General features: G+C 60.7%; 19 protein-coding genes and 1 pseudogene. 7 read left to right on the top strand and 13 right to left on the bottom strand.

Translation table 11 applies throughout. The features are described 5' to 3' along the window. Nucleotides 1-131: 131 nt before the first annotated feature. The 5 genes from gluQRS to ACIX8_RS22245 all read right to left on the bottom strand — a co-directional run bounded on the left by gluQRS (nt 132) and on the right by ACIX8_RS22245 (nt 4,650). Nucleotides 132-953 carry a tRNA glutamyl-Q(34) synthetase GluQRS gene (gene gluQRS, locus ACIX8_RS22265; protein WP_014267651.1) on the bottom strand — a complete coding sequence of 274 codons (822 nt, stop codon included), beginning with the start codon at nt 951-953 and terminating at the stop codon, nt 132-134. Nucleotides 954-1,039: 86 nt separating this feature from the next. Continuing rightward, nucleotides 1,040-1,663, bottom strand: coding sequence for a response regulator transcription factor (locus tag ACIX8_RS22260; RefSeq protein WP_014267650.1), 624 nt, complete (start codon nt 1,661-1,663; stop codon nt 1,040-1,042). Then, nucleotides 1,660-2,757 carry a sensor histidine kinase gene (locus ACIX8_RS22255; RefSeq protein ID WP_014267649.1) on the bottom strand — a complete coding sequence of 366 codons (1,098 nt, stop codon included), beginning with the start codon at nt 2,755-2,757 and terminating at the stop codon, nt 1,660-1,662. The genes ACIX8_RS22260 and ACIX8_RS22255 overlap by 4 nt, the downstream gene beginning before the upstream one ends. Nucleotides 2,758-2,799: 42 nt before the next feature. Then, entirely contained in the window at nt 2,800-3,606 is an 807-nt protein-coding gene (locus ACIX8_RS22250) for an ABC transporter permease (protein WP_014267648.1), read from the bottom strand. Nucleotides 3,607-3,672: 66 nt separating this feature from the next. Further along, nucleotides 3,673-4,650 (bottom strand): ABC transporter ATP-binding protein, encoded by a 978-nt coding sequence (locus ACIX8_RS22245; protein WP_014267647.1) that lies wholly within the window; start codon nt 4,648-4,650, stop codon nt 3,673-3,675. 169 nt (nt 4,651-4,819) lie between these two features. Here ACIX8_RS22245 and ACIX8_RS22240 point away from each other — a divergent pair, with 169 nt between their 5' ends. Continuing rightward, nucleotides 4,820-5,371 (top strand): RDD family protein, encoded by a 552-nt coding sequence (locus tag ACIX8_RS22240; RefSeq protein ID WP_014267646.1) that lies wholly within the window; start codon nt 4,820-4,822, stop codon nt 5,369-5,371. Nucleotides 5,372-5,373: 2 nt separating this feature from the next. Here ACIX8_RS22240 and ACIX8_RS22235 read toward each other — a convergent pair whose 3' ends face one another. From ACIX8_RS22235 to ACIX8_RS22225, 3 genes are all read right to left on the bottom strand, one after another. Beyond that, nucleotides 5,374-6,696: a DNA polymerase Y family protein gene (locus ACIX8_RS22235; RefSeq protein ID WP_014267645.1), complete on the bottom strand. Its 1,323-nt coding sequence runs from the start codon at nt 6,694-6,696 to the stop codon at nt 5,374-5,376. Between the two features lie 98 nt (nt 6,697-6,794). After that, nucleotides 6,795-7,208 carry a carboxypeptidase-like regulatory domain-containing protein gene (locus tag ACIX8_RS22230; protein WP_014267644.1) on the bottom strand — a complete coding sequence of 138 codons (414 nt, stop codon included), beginning with the start codon at nt 7,206-7,208 and terminating at the stop codon, nt 6,795-6,797. Beyond that, complete coding sequence (locus ACIX8_RS22225) at nt 7,201-7,407, bottom strand: hypothetical protein (protein WP_014267643.1); 207 nt, start codon at nt 7,405-7,407, stop codon at nt 7,201-7,203. The genes ACIX8_RS22230 and ACIX8_RS22225 overlap by 8 nt, the downstream gene beginning before the upstream one ends. Nucleotides 7,408-7,562: 155 nt before the next feature. Here ACIX8_RS22225 and ACIX8_RS22220 point away from each other — a divergent pair, with 155 nt between their 5' ends. The 3 genes from ACIX8_RS22220 (at nt 7,563) to ACIX8_RS22210 (ending at nt 10,462) form a co-directional block, all read left to right on the top strand. After that, nucleotides 7,563-9,056 carry a M28 family metallopeptidase gene (locus tag ACIX8_RS22220; RefSeq protein WP_014267642.1) on the top strand — a complete coding sequence of 498 codons (1,494 nt, stop codon included), beginning with the start codon at nt 7,563-7,565 and terminating at the stop codon, nt 9,054-9,056. A gap of 9 nt (nt 9,057-9,065) precedes the next feature. Then, nucleotides 9,066-9,908 (top strand): rhomboid family intramembrane serine protease, encoded by an 843-nt coding sequence (locus ACIX8_RS22215; RefSeq protein ID WP_014267641.1) that lies wholly within the window; start codon nt 9,066-9,068, stop codon nt 9,906-9,908. A 161-nt stretch (nt 9,909-10,069) separates the two neighbouring features. Next, complete coding sequence (locus ACIX8_RS22210) at nt 10,070-10,462, top strand: tautomerase family protein (RefSeq protein WP_014267640.1); 393 nt, start codon at nt 10,070-10,072, stop codon at nt 10,460-10,462. 67 nt (nt 10,463-10,529) lie between these two features. Here ACIX8_RS22210 and aspS read toward each other — a convergent pair whose 3' ends face one another. From aspS to hisS, 3 genes are all read right to left on the bottom strand, one after another. Further along, complete coding sequence (gene aspS / locus ACIX8_RS22205) at nt 10,530-12,386, bottom strand: aspartate--tRNA ligase (RefSeq protein WP_014267639.1); 1,857 nt, start codon at nt 12,384-12,386, stop codon at nt 10,530-10,532. Nucleotides 12,387-12,412: 26 nt separating this feature from the next. Further along, on the bottom strand, nt 12,413-13,018 hold the full coding sequence (locus ACIX8_RS22200; protein WP_014267638.1) for a DUF1287 domain-containing protein: 606 nt from the start codon (nt 13,016-13,018) through the stop codon (nt 12,413-12,415). A 338-nt stretch (nt 13,019-13,356) separates the two neighbouring features. Beyond that, entirely contained in the window at nt 13,357-14,697 is a 1,341-nt protein-coding gene (hisS, locus tag ACIX8_RS22190) for a histidine--tRNA ligase (RefSeq protein WP_014267637.1), read from the bottom strand. A 345-nt stretch (nt 14,698-15,042) separates the two neighbouring features. Here hisS and ACIX8_RS22185 point away from each other — a divergent pair. Beyond that, nucleotides 15,043-15,989 (top strand): annotated as a pseudogene (locus tag ACIX8_RS22185) (IS110 family transposase). A gap of 367 nt (nt 15,990-16,356) precedes the next feature. Here ACIX8_RS22185 and ACIX8_RS22180 read toward each other — a convergent pair. Then, nucleotides 16,357-16,833, bottom strand: coding sequence for a DUF6249 domain-containing protein (locus tag ACIX8_RS22180; protein ID WP_014267636.1), 477 nt, complete (start codon nt 16,831-16,833; stop codon nt 16,357-16,359). A 138-nt stretch (nt 16,834-16,971) separates the two neighbouring features. Here ACIX8_RS22180 and ACIX8_RS22175 point away from each other — a divergent pair, with 138 nt between their 5' ends. Continuing rightward, entirely contained in the window at nt 16,972-17,616 is a 645-nt protein-coding gene (locus tag ACIX8_RS22175; RefSeq protein WP_014267635.1) for an RNA polymerase sigma factor, read from the top strand. Continuing rightward, a complete protein-coding gene (locus ACIX8_RS22170; RefSeq protein ID WP_014267634.1) occupies nt 17,613-17,948 on the top strand; it encodes a hypothetical protein in 336 nt (111 codons plus the stop codon). The genes ACIX8_RS22175 and ACIX8_RS22170 overlap by 4 nt, the downstream gene beginning before the upstream one ends. 454 nt (nt 17,949-18,402) lie before the next feature. On the opposite strand, the gene ACIX8_RS22165 is transcribed toward ACIX8_RS22170, so the two are convergent. Beyond that, entirely contained in the window at nt 18,403-19,233 is an 831-nt protein-coding gene (locus tag ACIX8_RS22165) for a trypsin-like serine peptidase (RefSeq protein WP_014267633.1), read from the bottom strand. Nucleotides 19,234-19,256 lie beyond the last annotated feature (23 nt).

Below are 19,256 nucleotides of genomic sequence, written 5' to 3'. Positions count from 1 at the left end.
TTTGGGTGGAGAGGTGGGTGGTTGTCTGTTTTTCGTCGTCATCCTGAGCCTACGGCTCAGGATGACGACGAAAAACAAGCAACAGCAAAAGACGGCTTTACGAGAGGTATACGTGCTTTCTTGAAATACCCCTAAAAGCGCTCACGTACATCCTGCGTCGACAAACCAGCCTCGCGCATCGCGCGCAGACTCAGCGCATCATGACGTTTGGCGAGGCGAACGCCCGTATCGTCGCGCATCAGGTCGCAGTGGAAGTAGCCCGGAGTGCTAAACCCGAGGGCGCGTTGCAGCAGAATCTGCCGCGCTGTCGATTTGAGGAGATCACGCCCGCGCACCACTTCGGTGATGCGCATGGCCGCATCGTCTACGACGCAGGCGAGCTGATAGCTGGGGAGGCCATCCTTGCGCCATACGAGGAAGTCGCCAAAATCCGCATTCGCATCGCAACCGGCGACAAAACTCTGTGGCCCGGCGTGCGCGTCGATGAAACGAAGGGCTTCGCCGTCGGGAACGCGGAAGCGATAGTTGGTGTTCGGTGCGAGCGCTGCTATTGGCGCAGAGGAGGATCGACAGCGCCCGTTGTAGATCGGCTCATCCTCGCTATCTTCGTGTGGGGCCTGGGTGGCTTGTTGCAGATCCTTTCGGCTGCAGGTGCAGGGATAGACGAAGCCCTCGCGAAGCAGCTTCTCCATGGCCTCCCGGTAAAGCGCGATGCGCTCGCTCTGGCGCATCTCCGCGTCCCAGGTGATGCCGAGCCACTGCAGATCTTCGCGCATCGCTGCCGCGAAGTCTGCACGCGAGCGTTGCGGGTCGAGGTCTTCGTCGCGCAGCCAGAGCTTGCCGTTGGCGGCGCGGGCACGTTCATAGGCGATCCAGAAGGTGCGTGCGTGGCCCAGGTGCAAGAGGCCCGTGGGCGAAGGCGCAAGGCGTCCGATGTAAGTGGATGGACTCATACCCTGGCCTTAGAAGCAGATTCCCTGCGGGAATGACAGAAAGAAAAGCAAATGCGAACCCTTGGATAGAGATATTAAACGAGACATTACAACCAGCCTCGCGCGCGCGCAATTCTGGCGGCGTCCACACGGTTTGCCGCACCGAGCTTGGCGATGGCTTCAGAGAGATAGTTGCGCACGGTGCCCTCCGAGAGCCGCAGCTCGGCGGCGATCTCGGCAGAGGAACGGCCATCGCCGGCGCGTTGCAGGATGCGGCGTTCGCGCTCGCTGAGGGGATCCTCGTCTGCGCTCCAGGCCTCGGCGGCCAGCGCCGGATCGACCGCGCGGAGACCGGCGTGAACGCGGCGGATGGCTTCGGCAAGTTCGCTCGCGGGACGTTCTTTCAGCAGATAGCCACGGGCTCCGGCATCGAGTGCGCGGCGCAGATAGCCGGGGCGCGCGAAGGTGGTCAGGATGATCACCCGCGACTTCGACTCGCTCTCCTTCAACGCAGCGGCGAACTCGAGCCCCGTCATCTCGGGCATCTCGATATCGGTGACGACGACGTCGGGAGTGAACTCGCGCGCGAGTCGCTGGGCCTCGCGGCCGTTGGCTGCCTGCGCAATCACGCAGATATCGGGTTCAAGTTCGAGCAGGGCGGCGAGCGCGCCGCGCAGCATGGTCTGGTCTTCAGCGAGCAGGACCCGAATTTTCTTACCCGCTGCGCTCACGAGACCACACCCTCAGCGCGCAATGGAAGCTCGATAAACAACCGTGTGCCGCGTTCGCGTTCCAGGCGCAGGCTGCCTCCCAACGCTTCTATGCGCTCGCGCATTCCGCGCAGACCATTGCCTTCGCGAACCAGTGCGTGCTCACCATCGTCCTCTATGAGGAGACGGCGCTGCCCGTTCTCGGAGACGAAGCGCAGACGGCAATTCTTCGCCTGCGCATGACGAACGATATTGGTCACGGCCTCGCGTAGCGCCAGAGCTAGTACCGTCTCTTCGGTGGCCGCGAGCTTGGAGTTGCCCATGTTGTTTTCGACGGTCAGCTTGACTCCGGCGGCATCGAGAGTGCGCCGCGCAGTCTCGATTTCAGCCGCCAGTCCACGAGCGCGGTAACCCCCGATGGCCTCGCGCACCTCGGCGAGTGCGGTGCGTGCCGTGCGTTCAACGTCGCCGATCTCTGTGGCTGCGCGTTGCGGATCGCGCTCGATGAGTCTCCCTGCCAGTTCGGCCTTCAGGACGATGACGCTCAGTGTATGGCCGAGCACGTCGTGCAGGTCGCGTGCAATGCGCTCGCGTTCGGCGACCGCGGCCAGGGCAATGTTCTCTTCCTGCGCAGCATGAAGCCTGTTTTCGGCTCGCCGCTGTTCCGCGAAGAAGATGTTGCTGCCGCCGACGATGAGGAGAAGGAAGATAGCGAAGAATCCGTTAGCCAGGCCGTGATAGAAGAAATGAGATTCGGCAAGAATGCAGAGCGCCTCGACGAGAAAGAGGAATAGCACGCGCTTCGTGGAGCGAACACTGAAGGGAAGGAAGGCGGCGGTATATACGAAAAACGTCGAGGCGCCGCCATTCCACGGAAAGGTAATGAGCCCCAGAGCGAAGGTGGCTGCGATCATCCAGTAGACAAGGCGGCTGCCGCAATCCACAGCGCGTACATAGATCGTGAAGATAACGACGAAGACGGCCAGGCTCGCGAGCGCGATGAGCCAGCGATGCCAACTCGGCTCCACGATTGGCTCGATGAAGATGAACCCGGTATAGGCAAACCATATCCAGGCGCCCTTCTGCCGCATCGAAATGGTCTTTGCGTTCATCATGGCTGGCCTCTGAAGTTTACGCCGCGCGGCGGCAAATTCCAGCTAGGCATTCTGCTCCCTGCGGCGGAAGGCGATCCACGCGATGCCGAGCATCAGCAGGGTAAAACCCAGGAGGTTCGACCAGTGGCTGCTGGCGGTGCCGGACGAGGGCGCGCCGAGTGCGCCGAGCATGAGCTGCGCCAGATGATACGTCGGCAGAAAGGGCGCGATCGCCTTTACCGCGTGCGGCAGGAGTTGGAAGGGAACCCACAGGCCACTGCAGAAGCTCATCGGCAGGTAGATGAGGTTGGCGATGCCGGGCGCGGAGTTGAAGGGCACGACCAGGGCGACGACCAGGCCGAGGCTGGCGAAGGGAATGGCACCGGCCAGGCTGAAGGCGATCATGTGGGCGTACTCGTCGAGCGTCAGGTGGACGTGTCCGAAGGAGATTCCCAGCACCGCCAGCAGGCTGACGATGATGGCTCCAAAGGCCATTGCTGTGCAGCACTTGGCCAGCAGATACGCCAGCGGCGGCATGGGACTGGCGCGCTTGAGCTCCAGCCAGCCGGCGCTGAAGTCCGCGGCCATTCCGACACCGATCCCGAAGAGCGCAGCTCCGACCAGTCCGAAGACCGCGTAACCGCCCAGCATGTACTTGGCAACGGTGATTCCGCCCAGGCTCTCTCCCCGGTTCATCAGCAGACCGAAGAGCACGTAGAACATCACCGGGAAGCCGATGACGGAGAGGGAAAAAGTGCGTGTGCGCAGCAGGCGGACGAACTCGAAGCGCGCCTCGCGGGCAAAGATAGGAAGACTGCGCGTGAGATCGTTGGCGGGGATGGTGGGAGCGGAAAGAGTGGTGGTCGACATGGGGTTCTCCGTAGGGGGCGTTGGCTGTCGGGGTTGGTTTTGAGCGTCGAGCTTTGAGGCGATGAGCTAGGAGGGGTCTGCGGTGAGGGCCAGGAAGGCGTCTTCCAGCGCGGGGCTTTGTACTTCGAGGGCGTGAAGCTGCTGGTCGAGAGCGAGCATCTCGCGCAGTGTGGATTCGGGCTGCGTGCTGGTGACGATTGTGAGATTGCCGTGCGGTTCGACAGCCGAGACGCCGGGCATCGCGAGCAGATGTTCGCTGGTGAGCGTAGTCACGCAGCGGATGATCTTTACGCCATTTACGCCAGGACTCGTGCCGTTCGGACTGGCCAACCCTGCGCCCATCGACTTCACCTCGGCAGGCGTGCCCTCGCACACCACGCGTCCCTTGTTGATGACCACGATGCGATGAGCGAGTGCGTCGGCCTCTTCGAGGTAGTGCGTCGTGAGCAGCACGGTCTTGCCGCGAGCCGCGAGGTCGCGAATCTGCGCCCACATGCCGCGCCGGGCTTCGATGTCGAGCCCGACGGTCGGCTCGTCGAGGAAGATGAGGTCGGGGTCGCCCGCGAGTGCCATGCCGAAGAGCACGCGCTGCTTCTGGCCGCCGGAGAGCTGGCCGAACATGCGAGCCTCGATTCCTTCCAGACCGGCGGCTTTGACGATCTCGGCGTAGGGCATTGGGTTGGGGTAGTAGCCGCGAAAGATCGCGAGGTGCTCGCGAACGCGCAGCATCTCGGGGGCGCGGCCCACCTGCAGCATCACTCCGGTGCGGATGCGCGCGGCGGCGTTACGTGGGTCCGCGCCGAAGATGCGGACGTCTCCCGCTGTCGGCGTGCTGAGGCCCATCATCAGCTTTACGGCGGTGGACTTGCCTGCGCCGTTCGGTCCCAGCAGGGCGACGATCTCGCCGCGCCGCAGGGAGAGGGATAGTCCATCGAGTGCGACCACGCCATTGCTGTAGCGCTTGGTGATGTTGCCCAGGGAGGCAACGGTGTCGCGGGAGTTAGTGGCCTGTCTGGTTTCGGGGAATGCTGCTGTGACGCTCATCGCTTGCTCCTTGGGATTACAGGACTGAGTATCGAAGTGCGCGAGATCAAAAGGCAGTGAGTGTCGTCAGCAAAGCGGGGTGACGTTTGTCATGTGGTTCTTTTCAGGATCGCCGCCGTTTACGAAAAGTGTCACGAAAGCCGGTTAAGTGTCGGCTAAAGTAGATAGCATGCTGAAAAACCTGAAACGCTTAACCGAGAAGCGGAGCTTCCGTGCGCATGAGACGCATCGGATGGATGAACTCGATGGATTGCCGCTGGCGAGCTTTCGCCGCCGTAGCTGGGCGCTCCTCATCGATTTTTTGATTGTGGCCATTCTCCGGGCGCCGTTCGGTTTCTTGAGGCACCACGGCTCTGACGAGGCTGTCGCAGGCACCTTCGGCTGGTTCATGATGGAGGCGGGGCACAAGATTGAGGAGCTGGCAGAGTCCGTGCTGTACTTTGGGGTGGCCTTGAAGCTGGGTAAGGGGCAGACTCCGGGCAAGTATTTGATGGGTATCCGGGTGATGTCGCTGACGCACAAAGAGGTCGGCTGGTGGCAGTCGATCGAACGCGCCCTAGGCTATGGTGCTTCGTTGCTCGAAGGCGGCTTTGGCTTCGTGCAGTACTACATCAACCGCAACCGCCAGTGCGTGCATGACCGCATTGCCGAGACCATTGTGGTGTACGTGCGGAAGCCTCTGGCACGCTGGTCTTCTCCCGCCGGAGATCCCGAGGCCTAGATCTACATCCAGTCGGTTCCATACTGCACAGGAATCTGCGTAAACGCGATACGCGTGGGGGCTGCCTCTTTCGCCGTCAGCATGCCGGCGAAGTGCAGGGTGGTATGGCCGTACTTCAGATTCAGCTTGTCCATGGTGGCTGAGAGCTGGGAGCGATTGCCCGGCTCTTCAAAGAGCCTCGTCTGCATCTCGTCCTCGGGAATGAGGTTGCGCATCGTGACGCCGACGAAGAACGGCTTCTGATGCAGGTCTTCCTGGGGCCGCTGCTTCCAGCAGCCTTGCAGCGCTTCCAGAAGCGACAGGGTGTCCTGGCAGGGACGAAAGCGGGCCTCCATGCCCCAGCCCGCGTGCCGAATGCCGCTGGTATGCTGCTTGGTTTTGGAGACTCGTGCGGTCTCCTCGCGCGTGAGGGCGTACTTGATCGTCACCGAGAGGGAGCTGGTGTAGAACTTCTCCATCCGCAGGCGCATGGCGCCCTTATGCAGCAGCTTGTGAGCGACGGCCCAGGCCCCTTCCTGGGAGCGATGCTCGGGAGCGAGCACATGGGAGTGGCCGAGGGACTTCTGGAGCTCGCTCGGGACCGGTGCGCCGTTGTCGCCGGTATCGTGCCCGCGCAGCCAGTGGTACATGCGGTCGCCCCACACCGAGTCCATGAGCTTGTGCATGCCGTTGCGGTCGAGTGCCAGGAGGTCCGTCATGGTGTTGACGCCCTTGGCCTTCAGCCGAACCTCCGTCCGCGCGCCAACCCCGGGAAGGTCACGTAACTCCAGGTGAGCGAGAGCCCGTGGCAACTGTGAGGGCAACAGGCCGATGAGCCCGTCCGGCTTCTGCATATCGCTGGCGATCTTGGCGAGATAGCGGTTCGGCGCCATGCCGATGGAGCAGCGCAGCGTCTCGCCGACTTTGTCCTTGATGGCCTGCTTGATCGCGAGTGCGATCTGGCGGGCGGCGGGAGGCTGGCGTTCGCGTCCCATGAGCTGACAGACCATCTCGTCGATGGAGGGCGTGTGTGCGACCGGGCAGACACCCTCGACCGCGACCGCAATGGCGTGCGAGAACCTGGAGTATTCGGCGTGGTCGCCGTTGACGAGAATGATCTCCGGGCAGATCTTCTTCGCGTCCCCGACACGTGTCCCGGTCTTGATGCCGAGAGCTTTGGCCTCGTAGCTGGCGGCGATGCAGCAGGTGGTGTCGGCCATGGTGGGTACCACCGCCGTAGGTTTGCCGCGATATTCGGGATGCAGTTGCTGTTCGACCGAGGCGAAGAAGGAGTTCAGGTCGATATGCAGGAAGCTGAAGAGATCGGGATGGGCGGCATCAGCCATAGGATCACTCAGGCGATTATATTCGCCTAAGTTTCGCTTTTACAGGAAAATCTACAGCGCTGGCCATCCGGCACAGGCCGGATGGCAACGTGTAGGCTTCAACCGATCAGCAATGTGAAGTTGAAATAATTCTTGTTGTCGAAGGAGCTGATGCTCTTGGTCTTGGATTTTTTGCCGTTGAGCTCCGCCCAAATCTCATAGTCGGTGCTGGTCGAAAGCTGTCCGAAGCGGAAGCTGCCAGCATCGTCGGCGATGAAGCTCTTGATGGCAAGGGTCCGGGTGTCCTTCAGGTACACGATGGCACCTTTGATTCCCGCACCGTCCTTGGTTTCGACTTTGCCCTCTACAAGCCTCTGTACAGGGCCGTGCTGTTGCGCTGCTGCCATGGTGCCGCGAAGCGCCATACCGGCTGGCAGGATACCCAGCGCGATGGCGAGACCGACTACAGCGAGCTTGTTTCGTTTGAGGCTGGTTGCAAGAATCGCCCGGCGCCAGGCACCGGGTTTACTCATCCTCATCCTCGTCATCATCTCCGTGCAGATCATCCTCATCGTCATAACCTTCCTCGTCCACTGGCGCAATCTCCAGTGGATCGCTTGAGACGACCTCTAGATCGGTGCCGCACTCATCACACTGGATGATCTCACCTTCTTCGACATCTTCCGCGTCAATATCCAGCGGATTGTCGCACTCTGGGCATACGACTGACATAAACCTCTCCCCCTGCCATAGTTTCGAGCCGCCTTCGCCTTGTACGATGGAGCCAGCGGCTGCCAAAGCAGCTTTCACTAGTTCTAGCGGGACGCTTGCGGCTCGTCAACACCTTAGTGTGGACGGCTGGCTGGAAGATGAGACGGAGATTACGAATGAACCGGATGTTAGGCATCGGAGGCATGCTTCTGGGCATGGCCACAACCGTCGTTTGCGGGGCCCAAACAGGGGTCCAGACAATGGCTGCTGGAACCCCACTCGGAGCTCCCTCGGCCGATCCGGCCATCGCCGCCGTGCTTGCGGGCATCTCCCCGACCCATGTGCAGGCGGACATCGCGAAGCTGGTCAGCTTCGGTACGCGCAGCACCCTCTCCAGCATGGACACCGATCTGCCGGCAGGGCAGGGGATCAATGCGGCGGCGGACTGGATCGAATCGGAGTTTCGCTCCATCTCCGCGCAGTGCGGCGGATGCCTCGAGGTCAAGCGCGACGAGTTCACGGAGCCGGGAGGCAATGGGCCGCAGTCCCGCATCCTGAAGCCCACGAAGCTGACGAACGTCTACGCCATCCTGAAGGGGACGTCCGCCGATAAGGCCGCGCCCTGGGTCCTGGTCACCGGCCACTACGACTCGCGCGTGACGGATGTAATGGACTCACACTCGGCCGCCCCCGGAGCGAACGACGACGCCAGCGGCGTAGCCGTGTCGATCGAGTCGGCCCGGGCGCTCTCCAGGCTCAAGCTGCCGGGGACCATCGTTTTCGTTGCGGTTGCGGGAGAAGAGCAGGGATTGAATGGCTCCAAGCACCTGGCGCAACTTGCGAAGGCCCAGGGCTGGCCTCTGGTGGCCGTGCTGAATAACGATATCGTCGGTGGGGACACCACTCCGGGCGAACTCATGCAGGACAAGACCGCCGTGCGCGTCTTCTCCGAGGGAGTACCGGCGAGCGCGACGCCCGAGCAGCAGCGGCAGATTCTCTCCCTGGGAGCGGAAAACGACTCTCCCTCACGTGAACTGGCTCGCCAGGTCGCGGAGCTTGCTCCTGTGTACTTCAAGTCGACGGCTCGCCACGCTCCTCCCGCCGCTCCGGGCATGGCCCGGAGCCATGCGGTGCTGCTGGCGCCGGCGTTTCACCCCGTGCTGATCCTGCGCCGCGATCGCTATCTGCGTGGCGGCGACCATACCAGCTTCAACGGCGAAGGCTTTGCGGCTGTACGCTTTACCGAGTGGCGCGAAAACTTCAATCACCAGCACCAGACGCTGCGTACGGAAGGCGGCGTCGAGTACGGCGATCTGCTCAAGTTCGTCGATTTCAACTACGTGGCCGACGTTGCGCGGATGAACTCGATGATGCTCGCCACGCTGGCCTCGGCGCCTGGTGAGCCGCAGCATGTACGCGTGCTGACCACGGCCCTCGACAACAATAGCGAACTGGTCTGGGAGGCTCCGGCCTTTGCACCCCCGGGCACGACCTATGAGGTGGTGTGGCGCGACTCGGCCAGCATGCTCTGGACGCATGTACAGAACGCAGGATCGGCGACGCGCATCCAACTGAATGTCAGTAAGGACAATGTGCTCTTCGGCGTCCGTTCCGTCGATGCGGCCGGACATCGTTCTCTACCCGTACCGCCCCTGCCCGCACGGCAGTAAGGAAGTTGCATGGCTTTTCGTTCGAACAGTCCCATTATGCTCGCGTTGCCGCCATTTCGCGGCGTCACGCGGCAGATCATCCTGACGGCGCTGATCGCCTTTTTCGTGATGCTGGCGCTGGCACTTCTCCTGCGGCCTGTTGAAGCACTTTTGATGGACCATCTCATGCTGCATCCGGAGGATCTGCGGCATGGCATGATCTGGCAGCTCGTCAGCTGGCCCTTCATGATGGACGGCATTCTCAGCTTACTGTTTGCCCTGTTGTCGATCTGGTTCTTCGGCTCGACGCTGGAGGATGATCGCGGGTCGAGTTGGTTCAAGGAGTATTTCCTGGTCTCGACGATCGGCGGTGGGCTACTGATCGTTCTGATTGCCTATGTTCTGGGGCCGCACGTCCCGGCTTTCGACATCTCCCACCGCGCCTCAGGGCTCTGGCCCGCTGTGCTCGCCATCATGCTGGCGTATGCGCGTTTTCATGCCAACGAAGAGATCCGCTTCAACTTCATCTTCAAGCTCAAGGCTAAGTACCTGGTAGCGATCTACCTGCTGTTTTATCTCGCCATCGTACTGATCGGCGGCGACCGCTTCGACGCGCTCACGGCACTGTGCACGGCGCTCTGTGGCTATGGATACCTGATGCTTGCACCGAAGCGCGGACTGAACTTTGCCGTGTCGGAGAAGTGGTTCCGAATACGCAACTCCCGCTATCGCGCCAAGCGTCGCCGCGCTGCCAAGAAGTTTGCGGTTTACATGCGCGAGCAGGGCAAGGATGTAAGCATCGACCCGAGCGGGAGATATATCGATCCCGATGGAAATGCACGGGACCCGCACGATAAGCGGTGGATGAACTGAAATAAATATGGGGTACTTGAATAGCGAACTCATGCTCGAAGACAATCACGTTCGAGGCGTCCGGTATTCTCAGCTAAAAATCACTTTGAGTTCATTCGGGATCAGAGGCTCGGTCAGGCTGGAATGCCCAGATCTGCATCCTTCCTGATGGAGAGATTCTCATGCCATTATTTACCGTGACGATGAAAACGGGCAGGACCGCTGACGAAAAAAAAGCGATCTCTCGGGCCATCCATGCAGCAAGCGTCAAGGCAGGATATCCCGAGGACGACATGTTCCAACGTTTTCTTTGTCTTGAGCCGGACGACCTGAAAGTCGATCTCAACTACCCCGGTTTGCCAAAACCCCGGACAGAGAAGATGTTGATGATCGAGGTTCTTGTGTCGTCCGGGACTGACACCGCCAGGAAGACGCGTCTGCTGGCAACCTTGGTCGAAGCGCTCGCTGATGCCGGCACTGATCCGAACGATGTGATGGTGTTCTTCGGCGAGATTGATCGCGCCAGTAGCTCCTTCGGGGGCGGCCGGCTTGCGCCACCAGTCGCAACCACCTGATGACGCGACTGGCGTGGTCGCATCATCAGCCGGTTGGACGGACGGATCCAAAGTGCCTGATCTGTCGTTAGCTTCTCGTCACTGTCCTCAGGCTCAACTCCCGCATCTGCTGTTCGCTCACCGGTGTCGGAGCGTCGACCATCAGGTCGATGGCCTTGGCCGTCTTCGGGAAGGCGATGACCTCGCGCAGCGACGAGGCTCCGGCAAGGATCATGACGATGCGGTCGAGGCCCAGCGCGATGCCACCGTGGGGCGGTGTGCCGTACTCGAGCGCATCGAGGAAGAATCCGAAGCGTGCCTTGGCCTCTTCGTCGGTCATGCCGAGTGAGCGGAAGATCTCCGCCTGCACGTCCTGGCGATGGATACGGATCGATCCCGAGCCTAGCTCCGTGCCGTTGAGCACGATGTCATAGGCGAGCGCGCGGACCGCGCCCTTGTCGTTCACGAGGCGGCCGCTGGTGATGTCGTCCTCGTGCGGCGAGGTGAAGGGATGATGGGCCGCGTCCCAGGTCTTGGCCTCTTCGTTCCACTCGTACATCGGGAAGTCGGTGACCCAGAGGAACTTGAAGTCGGCGGCGGTGCCGGTCTGCGTGAAGAGTCCGTGCTTGTCGGCGTACTTCTTCGCGAGCTCCAGGCGCAGCGCGCCAACACGCTTCCAGATCCACTGAGGATCGTGGTTCCACTTGGCTGGCGTGCCAGGCTTCGGGGTGATGACGACGGCCAGGTCTTCGGTGGTGAAGTTCTCGCCATTGAAGACGATCTGCTCGGCGGTAAGCTTCGCGGCAATCGCCTCTGCGAGAGGCACGAAAGCCTCGTTTGTCCGCAGGCGGGAGACGTCCAGAAAGTCGAGCCCGCAGTCGCCGAAGCTGCCGCGAATCTCGTTGACGAGGGCTTTGCGCGCGGTTCCGCTGAGTTCGCCCACCCGGGGAATGGTGAAGCCCAGCACCGGCAGCGTGGGGTCGACCTTCAAGGTCTCGCGCAGCTCAGCCGTAAGTTCGGCGGAGAGATCGACCATGGCCGGCAGACGCATGTCGGGCTTGTCGATGCCGTACCTGGCGATGGCCTGATCGTAGGTCATCTGCACGAACTGCTGATTGCCCAGCTCGATGCCTGCAGCCTTGAACGCGGTCTGCAGGAAGCCTTCGACGACGCGGAAGATCGTCTCCTGCCTTGGGAAGGTCATCTCCAGATCGATCTGGGTGAATTCGGGCTGGCGGTCGGCGCGGAGGTCTTCGTCGCGGAAGCAGCGTGCGATCTGGAAGTACTTGTCGAAGCCCGAGATCATCAGGATCTGCTTGAAGATCTGGGGCGACTGCGGCAGCGCATAGAAGTGGCCGGGGTGAACGCGGCTGGGCACGAGGTAATCGCGCGCGCCTTCAGGCGTGGACCGCGTCATGAAGGGCGTCTCGATCTCGAGGAAGCCCTGTTCGACGAGGAAGTTGCGGATAGCCATCGCAACGCGCGAGCGCACTGCGAAGTTCTTCTGCATCTCGACGCGGCGCAGGTCGAGGTAGCGGTACTTCAGCCGCACCTCTTCATTGGCGATGGCGTCTTCTGCGGGCGAAAACGGAGGCGTCTTCGCCTCGTTCAGGAGCAGCAACTCATTTCCGACGACCTCGATGTCACCGGTGACCATGTTCGGGTTCGCCAGCCCCTGTCCGCGCACGCGCACCTTGCCCGTAACGGCGACGACGTACTCCGGCCGCGCGGCCTCGGCCTTCGCGTGGGCCTCGGGGGAGGCTTCCTTGTCGAGCACGATCTGCGTAATGCCGGTGCGGTCGCGCACGTCGAGGAAGATGAGATTGCCGTGGTCACGGCGTCGATTGACCCAGCCCATCAGGGTTACGGTTGTGCCTGCGTCGGAGGAGCGCAGCTCACCGCACATATGGGTGCGCTGCAGGGTGCCTAAAAAGTCGAGTGTCACAATTTATCTATTGTACGAAAGACTTGTTACGCGTTCGGCCAGCGATAGTGTCCGATGGCGCGATGCGGGCTAAAAATGTAGAGCGAGGACTCTTCCGCGCCATTGCCCCAGTTGTGCACGACGCGTGTACTGAGCAGGCTGTCGGCGACCACGATGCCGATATGCGGGAACCGTGCATTGAGCCGCCAGGTCAGGATGTCGCCGGGAGCAAGGGGTGAGGGGAAGGCATTGCCCGCGGCTGCACCGGAGGAATGCCAGAGCTCGCAGCCGGTGCGTCGCCAGAAGGCCTCCAGGTTGAGCACGCGGCGATGGTCGATGTTGCTGTCGGGATGCGTCATGCCCCAGGTGTGGGGGTAGGCGGCGAAGTCGCGCAGCATGTCTTCATGGACGAGCTTTTGCAGGTCGAGCCCCAGGCCATCGCGCCCGGCGCGGACCACGACATCGGCGCATACGCCGGTAGAACGGGGAACATCGCCGCCGGGGTAGGGAATGCGTATGTAATGCGGATCGTAGCCGGTCGTTACGCCGACCTGATCGCGTGCGGCCTGGGAGAGACGCGTGCCGGGTTTCGTCGGGAGCGTAGGAAGCAGACCCGTGGCAAAGAGGCCGCTGATAAAGCTTCTGCGGTACATGAAAAGCAGCTTAGCGGAAAGAGGAATGAAGCGCGGATGAAAATTAGAGCAGAACCAAGACAGACAGATGTCTCCCAATGTTCTTGTTCAGTCCGCCACAAAGGCGTCATCCTGAGCGTAGCGCCTCGCGTTTTTTGCGAGGTGCGGAGTCGAAGGACCCCGAGGGACTTTATCTCGCCCAAGAGGTTGGGACCTTTTCCACCCCGAAAGCCCAGGCTCGAGCGTTTGAGGTGGAAAAGGTGCGAAGGGAGAGGGCAAGATTGCAACCTTCGGGGTCCTTCGACTCCGCGTCCCAAAGGCCGGGACGCTCCGCTCAGGATGACGCTTCTGTGACGATATTAGCCGCGTAGGGTGTCTGCGAGGACGTCTCGGTTCACCTTTACCTGCTCCCCGGTGCTGAAGGTTTTCACCGTCAGCACGTTGGTGACGACCTCGTCTTCGCCAAGGAGGATGATGTGGCGAGCGAGTTTATCCGCAAAGCCGAAGCTCTTGCCGATCTTAAAACTGCCATCGCCGACTTCGACCGAGAGCCCTTCGCGGCGCAGTTCGCGGGCGAGTTTGAGCGCGGCAGGATTCTGCGCTATGCCTAGCGGAGCGATGTAAACATCTAGCTTCGGCTCTGTGGGGGCGATGCCGCTGGCTGCCGCGTCGGCCTCAGCCTGCGCCTGCAGCGTGAGGATGAGGCGGTCCTCGCCGATGGCAAACCCGATTCCGGGAGCCTTTGGGCCGCCAAGCATCTCCGAGAGTCCGTCATAGCGTCCGCCGCCGAGCAGCGCGTTCTGTGTGCCGAGGCCGGTGGTCACGGTGAACTCAAACGTCGTGCGCGTGTAGTAATCCAGTCCACGTACCAGCCGCGGATTCACGTGGTAAGGCACGCCACAGGCGTCGAGGGCCGCCTTTACCTGTTCAAAGTGCTCGCGCGATTCATCGCCCAGGTAGTCGGCGATCTTCGGCAGCGCGTTGATGATCTCCTGGTCGGCCTCTTCCTTCGAGTCGAGCACGCGCAGGGGATTGGTCTCGGCGCGGCGCTGGTTGTCAGGGCACATCCGGTCCTTTACCGGGGCCAGCGCCTCGCGCAAGGCCACGTTGAAGCGTGCACGATCCTCGGCGTTGCCAACCGAGTTCAGCTCTAGCTTCCAGTCACGTATGCCCAGCTCGTCGAGCAGGCTGGCAAGCATCTCCAGCACCTCGGCGTCGCGTAGGGGAGATTCCGCGCCAGAGGTCTGAGGCCCGATGACCTCTGCGCCGATCTGCCAGAACTGCCGGTACCGTCCGCGCTGCGGACGCTCGCGCCGGAATTGCGGGCCGATGTAGTAGAGCTTCTGTAGCTGGCCTGTCTCGCCGAGCTTGTGCTCAATGTAGGCGCGCACCACGCCGGCGGTGGACTCGGGCCGCAGGGTCAGATTCTGGGCCTTTTCGCTGGCCGCGCGGGCGCGGTCCTCCCAGGTGAACATCTCCTTCGAGACGATATCGGTCTCTTCGCCGACGCCGCGCGCGAACAGTTCGGTGGCTTCAAAGACGGGGGTGCGGATCTCGCCGAAGCCGTAGCGCGAAAAGACGGCGCGGGCGGTGGCTTCGACGCGGTTCCACAGGGGGGTCTGGTCAGGAAGGAGGTCACGCGTGCCGCGCACGGCCTTGATGGTGGGCCGCGGCGCGGGCTTGTTCTTGCTATCAGTCATAGACCTTTAGTCTATCGAAATGCTCAGGGCTCAGGGCTCAGGGAGCACCTGATGCATCGGAGATAGCGGATGCAGAGCGAAAGCAAATACCAATGCACTCATCGCTTTTGTTTCTCATCTCCCCCACAGAATCGTCATCCTTGTATCTATAGGAGATCAACAGTCATTCGTTAGAGTCTGTTGTAGAGGGGGGAACCGAGGCATCGGTTCCCCCACGGGCGGACGGCACCCGTTCATCCTGAGGTGATCAACCACCGACGCTCAGCCCAGGGACCGCTGCCCAAGTCAGGGTACGACCGAACAGTCAGAAGACTATGCAATCGCACATACAAGGCAGGTTACACCGTGACGCGCATGATTTGTGGAGTAGATGTATCTTCCCTCAGCTTGTCGGTTCGTATCGGCAGAGAGGGAGCGGCAGCGACGTTTGACAACAGCGTGGCAGGGATCGGAGAGCTGGCCGGATTCTGCCGTGCCCATCAGGTGCAGCTGGTGGCGATGGAAGCCACCGGGGGCTACGAGCAACAGCCGTTCGCCTTGCTGGCGAGCGAGGGGCTGGCCGTAGCGATTCTGAACCCGCGGTCTGTGCGGCAGTTCGCCGAAGGCATGGGGGTAACGGAGAAGACCGATGCCATCGATGCGGGGCTGATTGCCTGGTAGCGGAGGTCCGCAAGCCCGTGCCAAGCGTGCTGGGGACGCAGCGGCAACGCCAGTTGCGGGCCCAGGTCACGCGTCTGCGCCAGCTCACCGAGGTGCGCACAGCGCAACGGAACCAGCGCCGTCTGGTCACCGATACCGAAGTGCTGGCCGCCATCGACCAGTTGCTGGCGTTCCTGAAGGGGCAGATGGACCAGTTGGCCGCCGCCATCGCCGCCCTCATCGCCGCCGATCCACTATGGAAGCAATTGGATCAGGCCTTCCGCACCATCAAAGGCGTGGCTGACCGCACCGTGGCCCGGCTCATGGCCGAGATGCCCGAGATCGGCACCCTGTCCAACAAGACCATCTCCAAGTTGGCCGGGCTCGCTCCCCTGGCCCGCGACAGCGGAAAACGCGAAGGCAGGCGTGTGGTGCGTGGCGGACGCCCCTCCATCCGCGAAATCCTCTTCATCGTCGCCAGCGTCGTAGGCCGTCACGAACCCGACTTCATCGCCTTTCAGCAACGGCTCCGCGACGCTGGCAAACCCCCTAAGGTCGTTCGTATCGCCTTGGCTCACAAACTCCTCGTACGACTCAACGCCAAAGCCAGACAAGTTCGCCAACAGTTCCAAACACCACCGCTCCCCGTCTAACTCAATCCCAACAGCCGCAGAGGTTGTGGGAAAGAGGGAAACGGCTTCATCGTTTTCCGCTTTCCCATAACCCTCTCTTGACAGCACAGACAGTCGCTGAGCGTAGCGTCCCAGCTTTTGGGGACGCGGAGTCGAAGGACCCCGAGGGTTACGATTTTGCCTATACCCTTTACCTCTTTTCTACCTCACGCGCTTGAGCCTGGACGTTCGTGCCGGAAAGATCCCAACACCATCGGCGAGATCAAGTCCTTCGGGGTCCTTCGACTGCGCACCTCGCAAAAAGCGCGAGGCGCTTCGCTCAGGATGACATCTCTGTGGGGGAACAAAATATGTGATTCGTCGTTATCCCCGATTCGTCAGCCGCTATCTAGCGCGTGCCTTCTGAACCCTGAGCCCTGAACCCTGCGCCCTGAGCCGTTGCTTCTTCGATCTCGCGCGTCTGGATGCGTGCGTCGATCAGCAGTCCGACACCGATGCCGAATGGAATCAACCCGACTGCTGCGCCGCAAAGCACGTTGCGCTCCTGCAAGACTGCGGCGAGCGTGATAAAGAAGAGAATCAGCCCAAACGCAGTGCCCAGCAGAACGATGCCTCCACGGCGTACATTGCCGCGCCGGCGGGTGCTGTCTACGGAAGGTTTGCCATGGATGATGGCCAGTTCCTCGGTGGTTGGGGGAATGGGGACACCCCTGGCGATCGCTGCCAGCCGCTCCTGGCTCTGTATCTCGCGAGTGCGCACACCGGACCAGATCCCGGCGACGGCAATCCCCAATCCAGTCAGGCAACCGGCTACAGGAATGACAAACGGGCTGTTCATAAACTCCGAACTCATTTCCATTACCATCTCACTTCTCCTCGGGGCCGTGGCGTCCTGCGCCGCAGCCGAATTCTTATGCCCCCTTCGACTGTGGACCCCTCGTAAAGTTTCATTGCCGTATGTGAAACTTTTGGCGCATGCTGAAGTCTTACCCGGTTCAGACACGTGCGTGCCGATCTCTCATCTCCGGAGAACTTTGAAGCTCTTGTCCGCGAACATCAGGGGCTCGTCTTCCGCACGCTTACGCGCATGACCGGCGGTGGCCCGCATGTCGAAGACCTCGCGCAGGAGGCGTTTTTTCGCCTCTACCGCGCGCTGCCGGACTTTCGCGGCGATGCGACGATCTCGACCTACCTCTATCGCATCGTCGTAAACCTCGCGCAGGACGAATGGAAGCGCCGCCGCAAGGAGCGCACCCATCTGGCTTCTGAGCCGCTATCTCCTGAAGGAGAAGAGGAGTCGAGCGGCTGGATTGAAAACTTTGCGGGCGACAGTCTCGCCAGTGAGCACGCTCGCACCCCCGAGCAGCGGCTCTCCGACGCCGAAATGCAAAGCGCGGTCGATGCCGAACTGCTGGCTCTGCCCGAGATCGAGCGTTCGGTGCTGGTGCTCTACCACCAGGAGGAGTGCAGCTATGAGGGCATTGCCGTGGCTCTTGGGTTGCCGATCAACACGGTACGCACGCATCTGCACCGCGGGCGCAAACGGCTCAGCGAGAGACTGCGAAGCCGCCTGGCCGTGCAGCCGCATCCAAAAGAAGGCAGTAGCAACGGCCCCGCAACAGGGGCGATAATGGCAGGGAAGGTATGACGACGAACACACACAATCCGCAAGAGGAGTTCGAAGCAGCGATGACCCGCTCGCTGGAGCGCAGCCCCGAGCTGCCACCCCTGGCGATTCCCGCGGACTTCGCCGCTCGTGTTGTGGCCTCGCTGCCGCAGCAGCGCACCGCTCGTCCTGCGGTTCGCGTGGGCCGCATCGCTGCCATCGTTGCGATGGTGGTGCTGGCGATCGTCCTGTTTGTCCTGGCCCCGCATGCCTCGCCGAGCTTTGCCAGCTTTACGTTCGATATCGAACTGATCGTCCTCGCGCAGCTCGGAGCCATCGCCTACTGGCTCTCTACGAAAGCGGCTCGTTCTTAAAAATCACGCCGTTGTGACTGAAATTACAGATTGACACAGATAAGTGATTCACAGGCCTAGAGTTTGCTACGACAGGGCAGCGTAGTTCGTAGGTGGCCGATCTTCGCTTTTGCTTCGTCTACAATTAAAGACATCCTCAAGTCAATAGATTTGCACATGAAAATCTAGATTTCTGTGGATAAGTCGTTGTCTTTTTGATCGAAACAATCGATAATGATTAAAGCGCGTTTTGACGACTCGATTTTAGAGCGCTTTTTAATGCGATTTTGCGATGAAGAGGTAGGTGGCATGTCGAATCGTAGGCACGGAAGCTGGATGAGTTTTAGTGACTCTCAGGGCGGGAGCTTGGGATTTGCACGTATCCATCCGGGCAACTTGTCAACGTGCGCCCCTATGCCAAGTAGCCATCAACCTGCTATTACCAATGGCAGGATTGGTTCCGTTAGCGACATTACTACAATTTCACCCCAAACTGCTCCAATTGCGCCCGTACGCGATCTAACGGCAAACCGATAGAGTAAACAGCTCTAATTCCTGTTATATATTCCCTGGTTACGTGCGAGGGAAGTTGCACAGAGGGTGAGGCTGTATCTAGAAACTCGTTAATTTTTGGCGTAGATATGCCTTTGACATAAGCGAATGCACGTCCTGTCTCGGCGTCAAAAATAGGCCCACCGCTGTTACCAGGAACAAAAAAGAAATTTACCTCCACTACTTCCGTGTCGGTTAATGGATAGCCGTCCCCAGAATCCCAGTTTGTACGGTATACGGCCGTAGCAGTTCCTTTCGCGACTCTGTATACCAGTCCTGCTATATCTGCCGTTCCATCAGGATTCACTTTGATGGAGGGTAGGGGATAGCCCGCGACACCAATCTCCGATCCAACAGGAAGGTACGCATATCCGATCGGTAGATATGCTTGATCCGCCTTTGCGTGGCACAGAATAATTGCAAAATCTTGGTGAGGGAAAAGGTGGATATCTTTTCCTACGCCTCCTGTTATGTCGTACTGAATTGAATGCTTGCCATCCAAATTGTTGACGAGAGCATATCTGTCATTCGGCAAATGAGGGTTCTTTGGATCGTCAATCACATGCCAGCAGGTCACAAACACAGAGGGACTTACAAAAAAACCAGACCCAACTGGAATGGTTTGAAACATGCCATTTCCGGTTGGCCGCTGACGAACAACGGAAAATACTGCATGTCGAATGTCGGCCACTATCGACTGAAAAGACCTCTTTTTTCCGCTCAATTTTCCGGCGGGGATGAAAACCTTCGGCATAATATGACGTTCTCCGTTCGGTG

Source organism: Granulicella mallensis MP5ACTX8, assembly GCF_000178955.2.
Taxonomy (GTDB): Bacteria; Acidobacteriota; Terriglobia; order Terriglobales; family Acidobacteriaceae; genus Granulicella; species Granulicella mallensis.
Note: the sequence above shows the minus strand (reverse complement) of the source record. Positions and strands in the feature narration are given on the sequence as shown.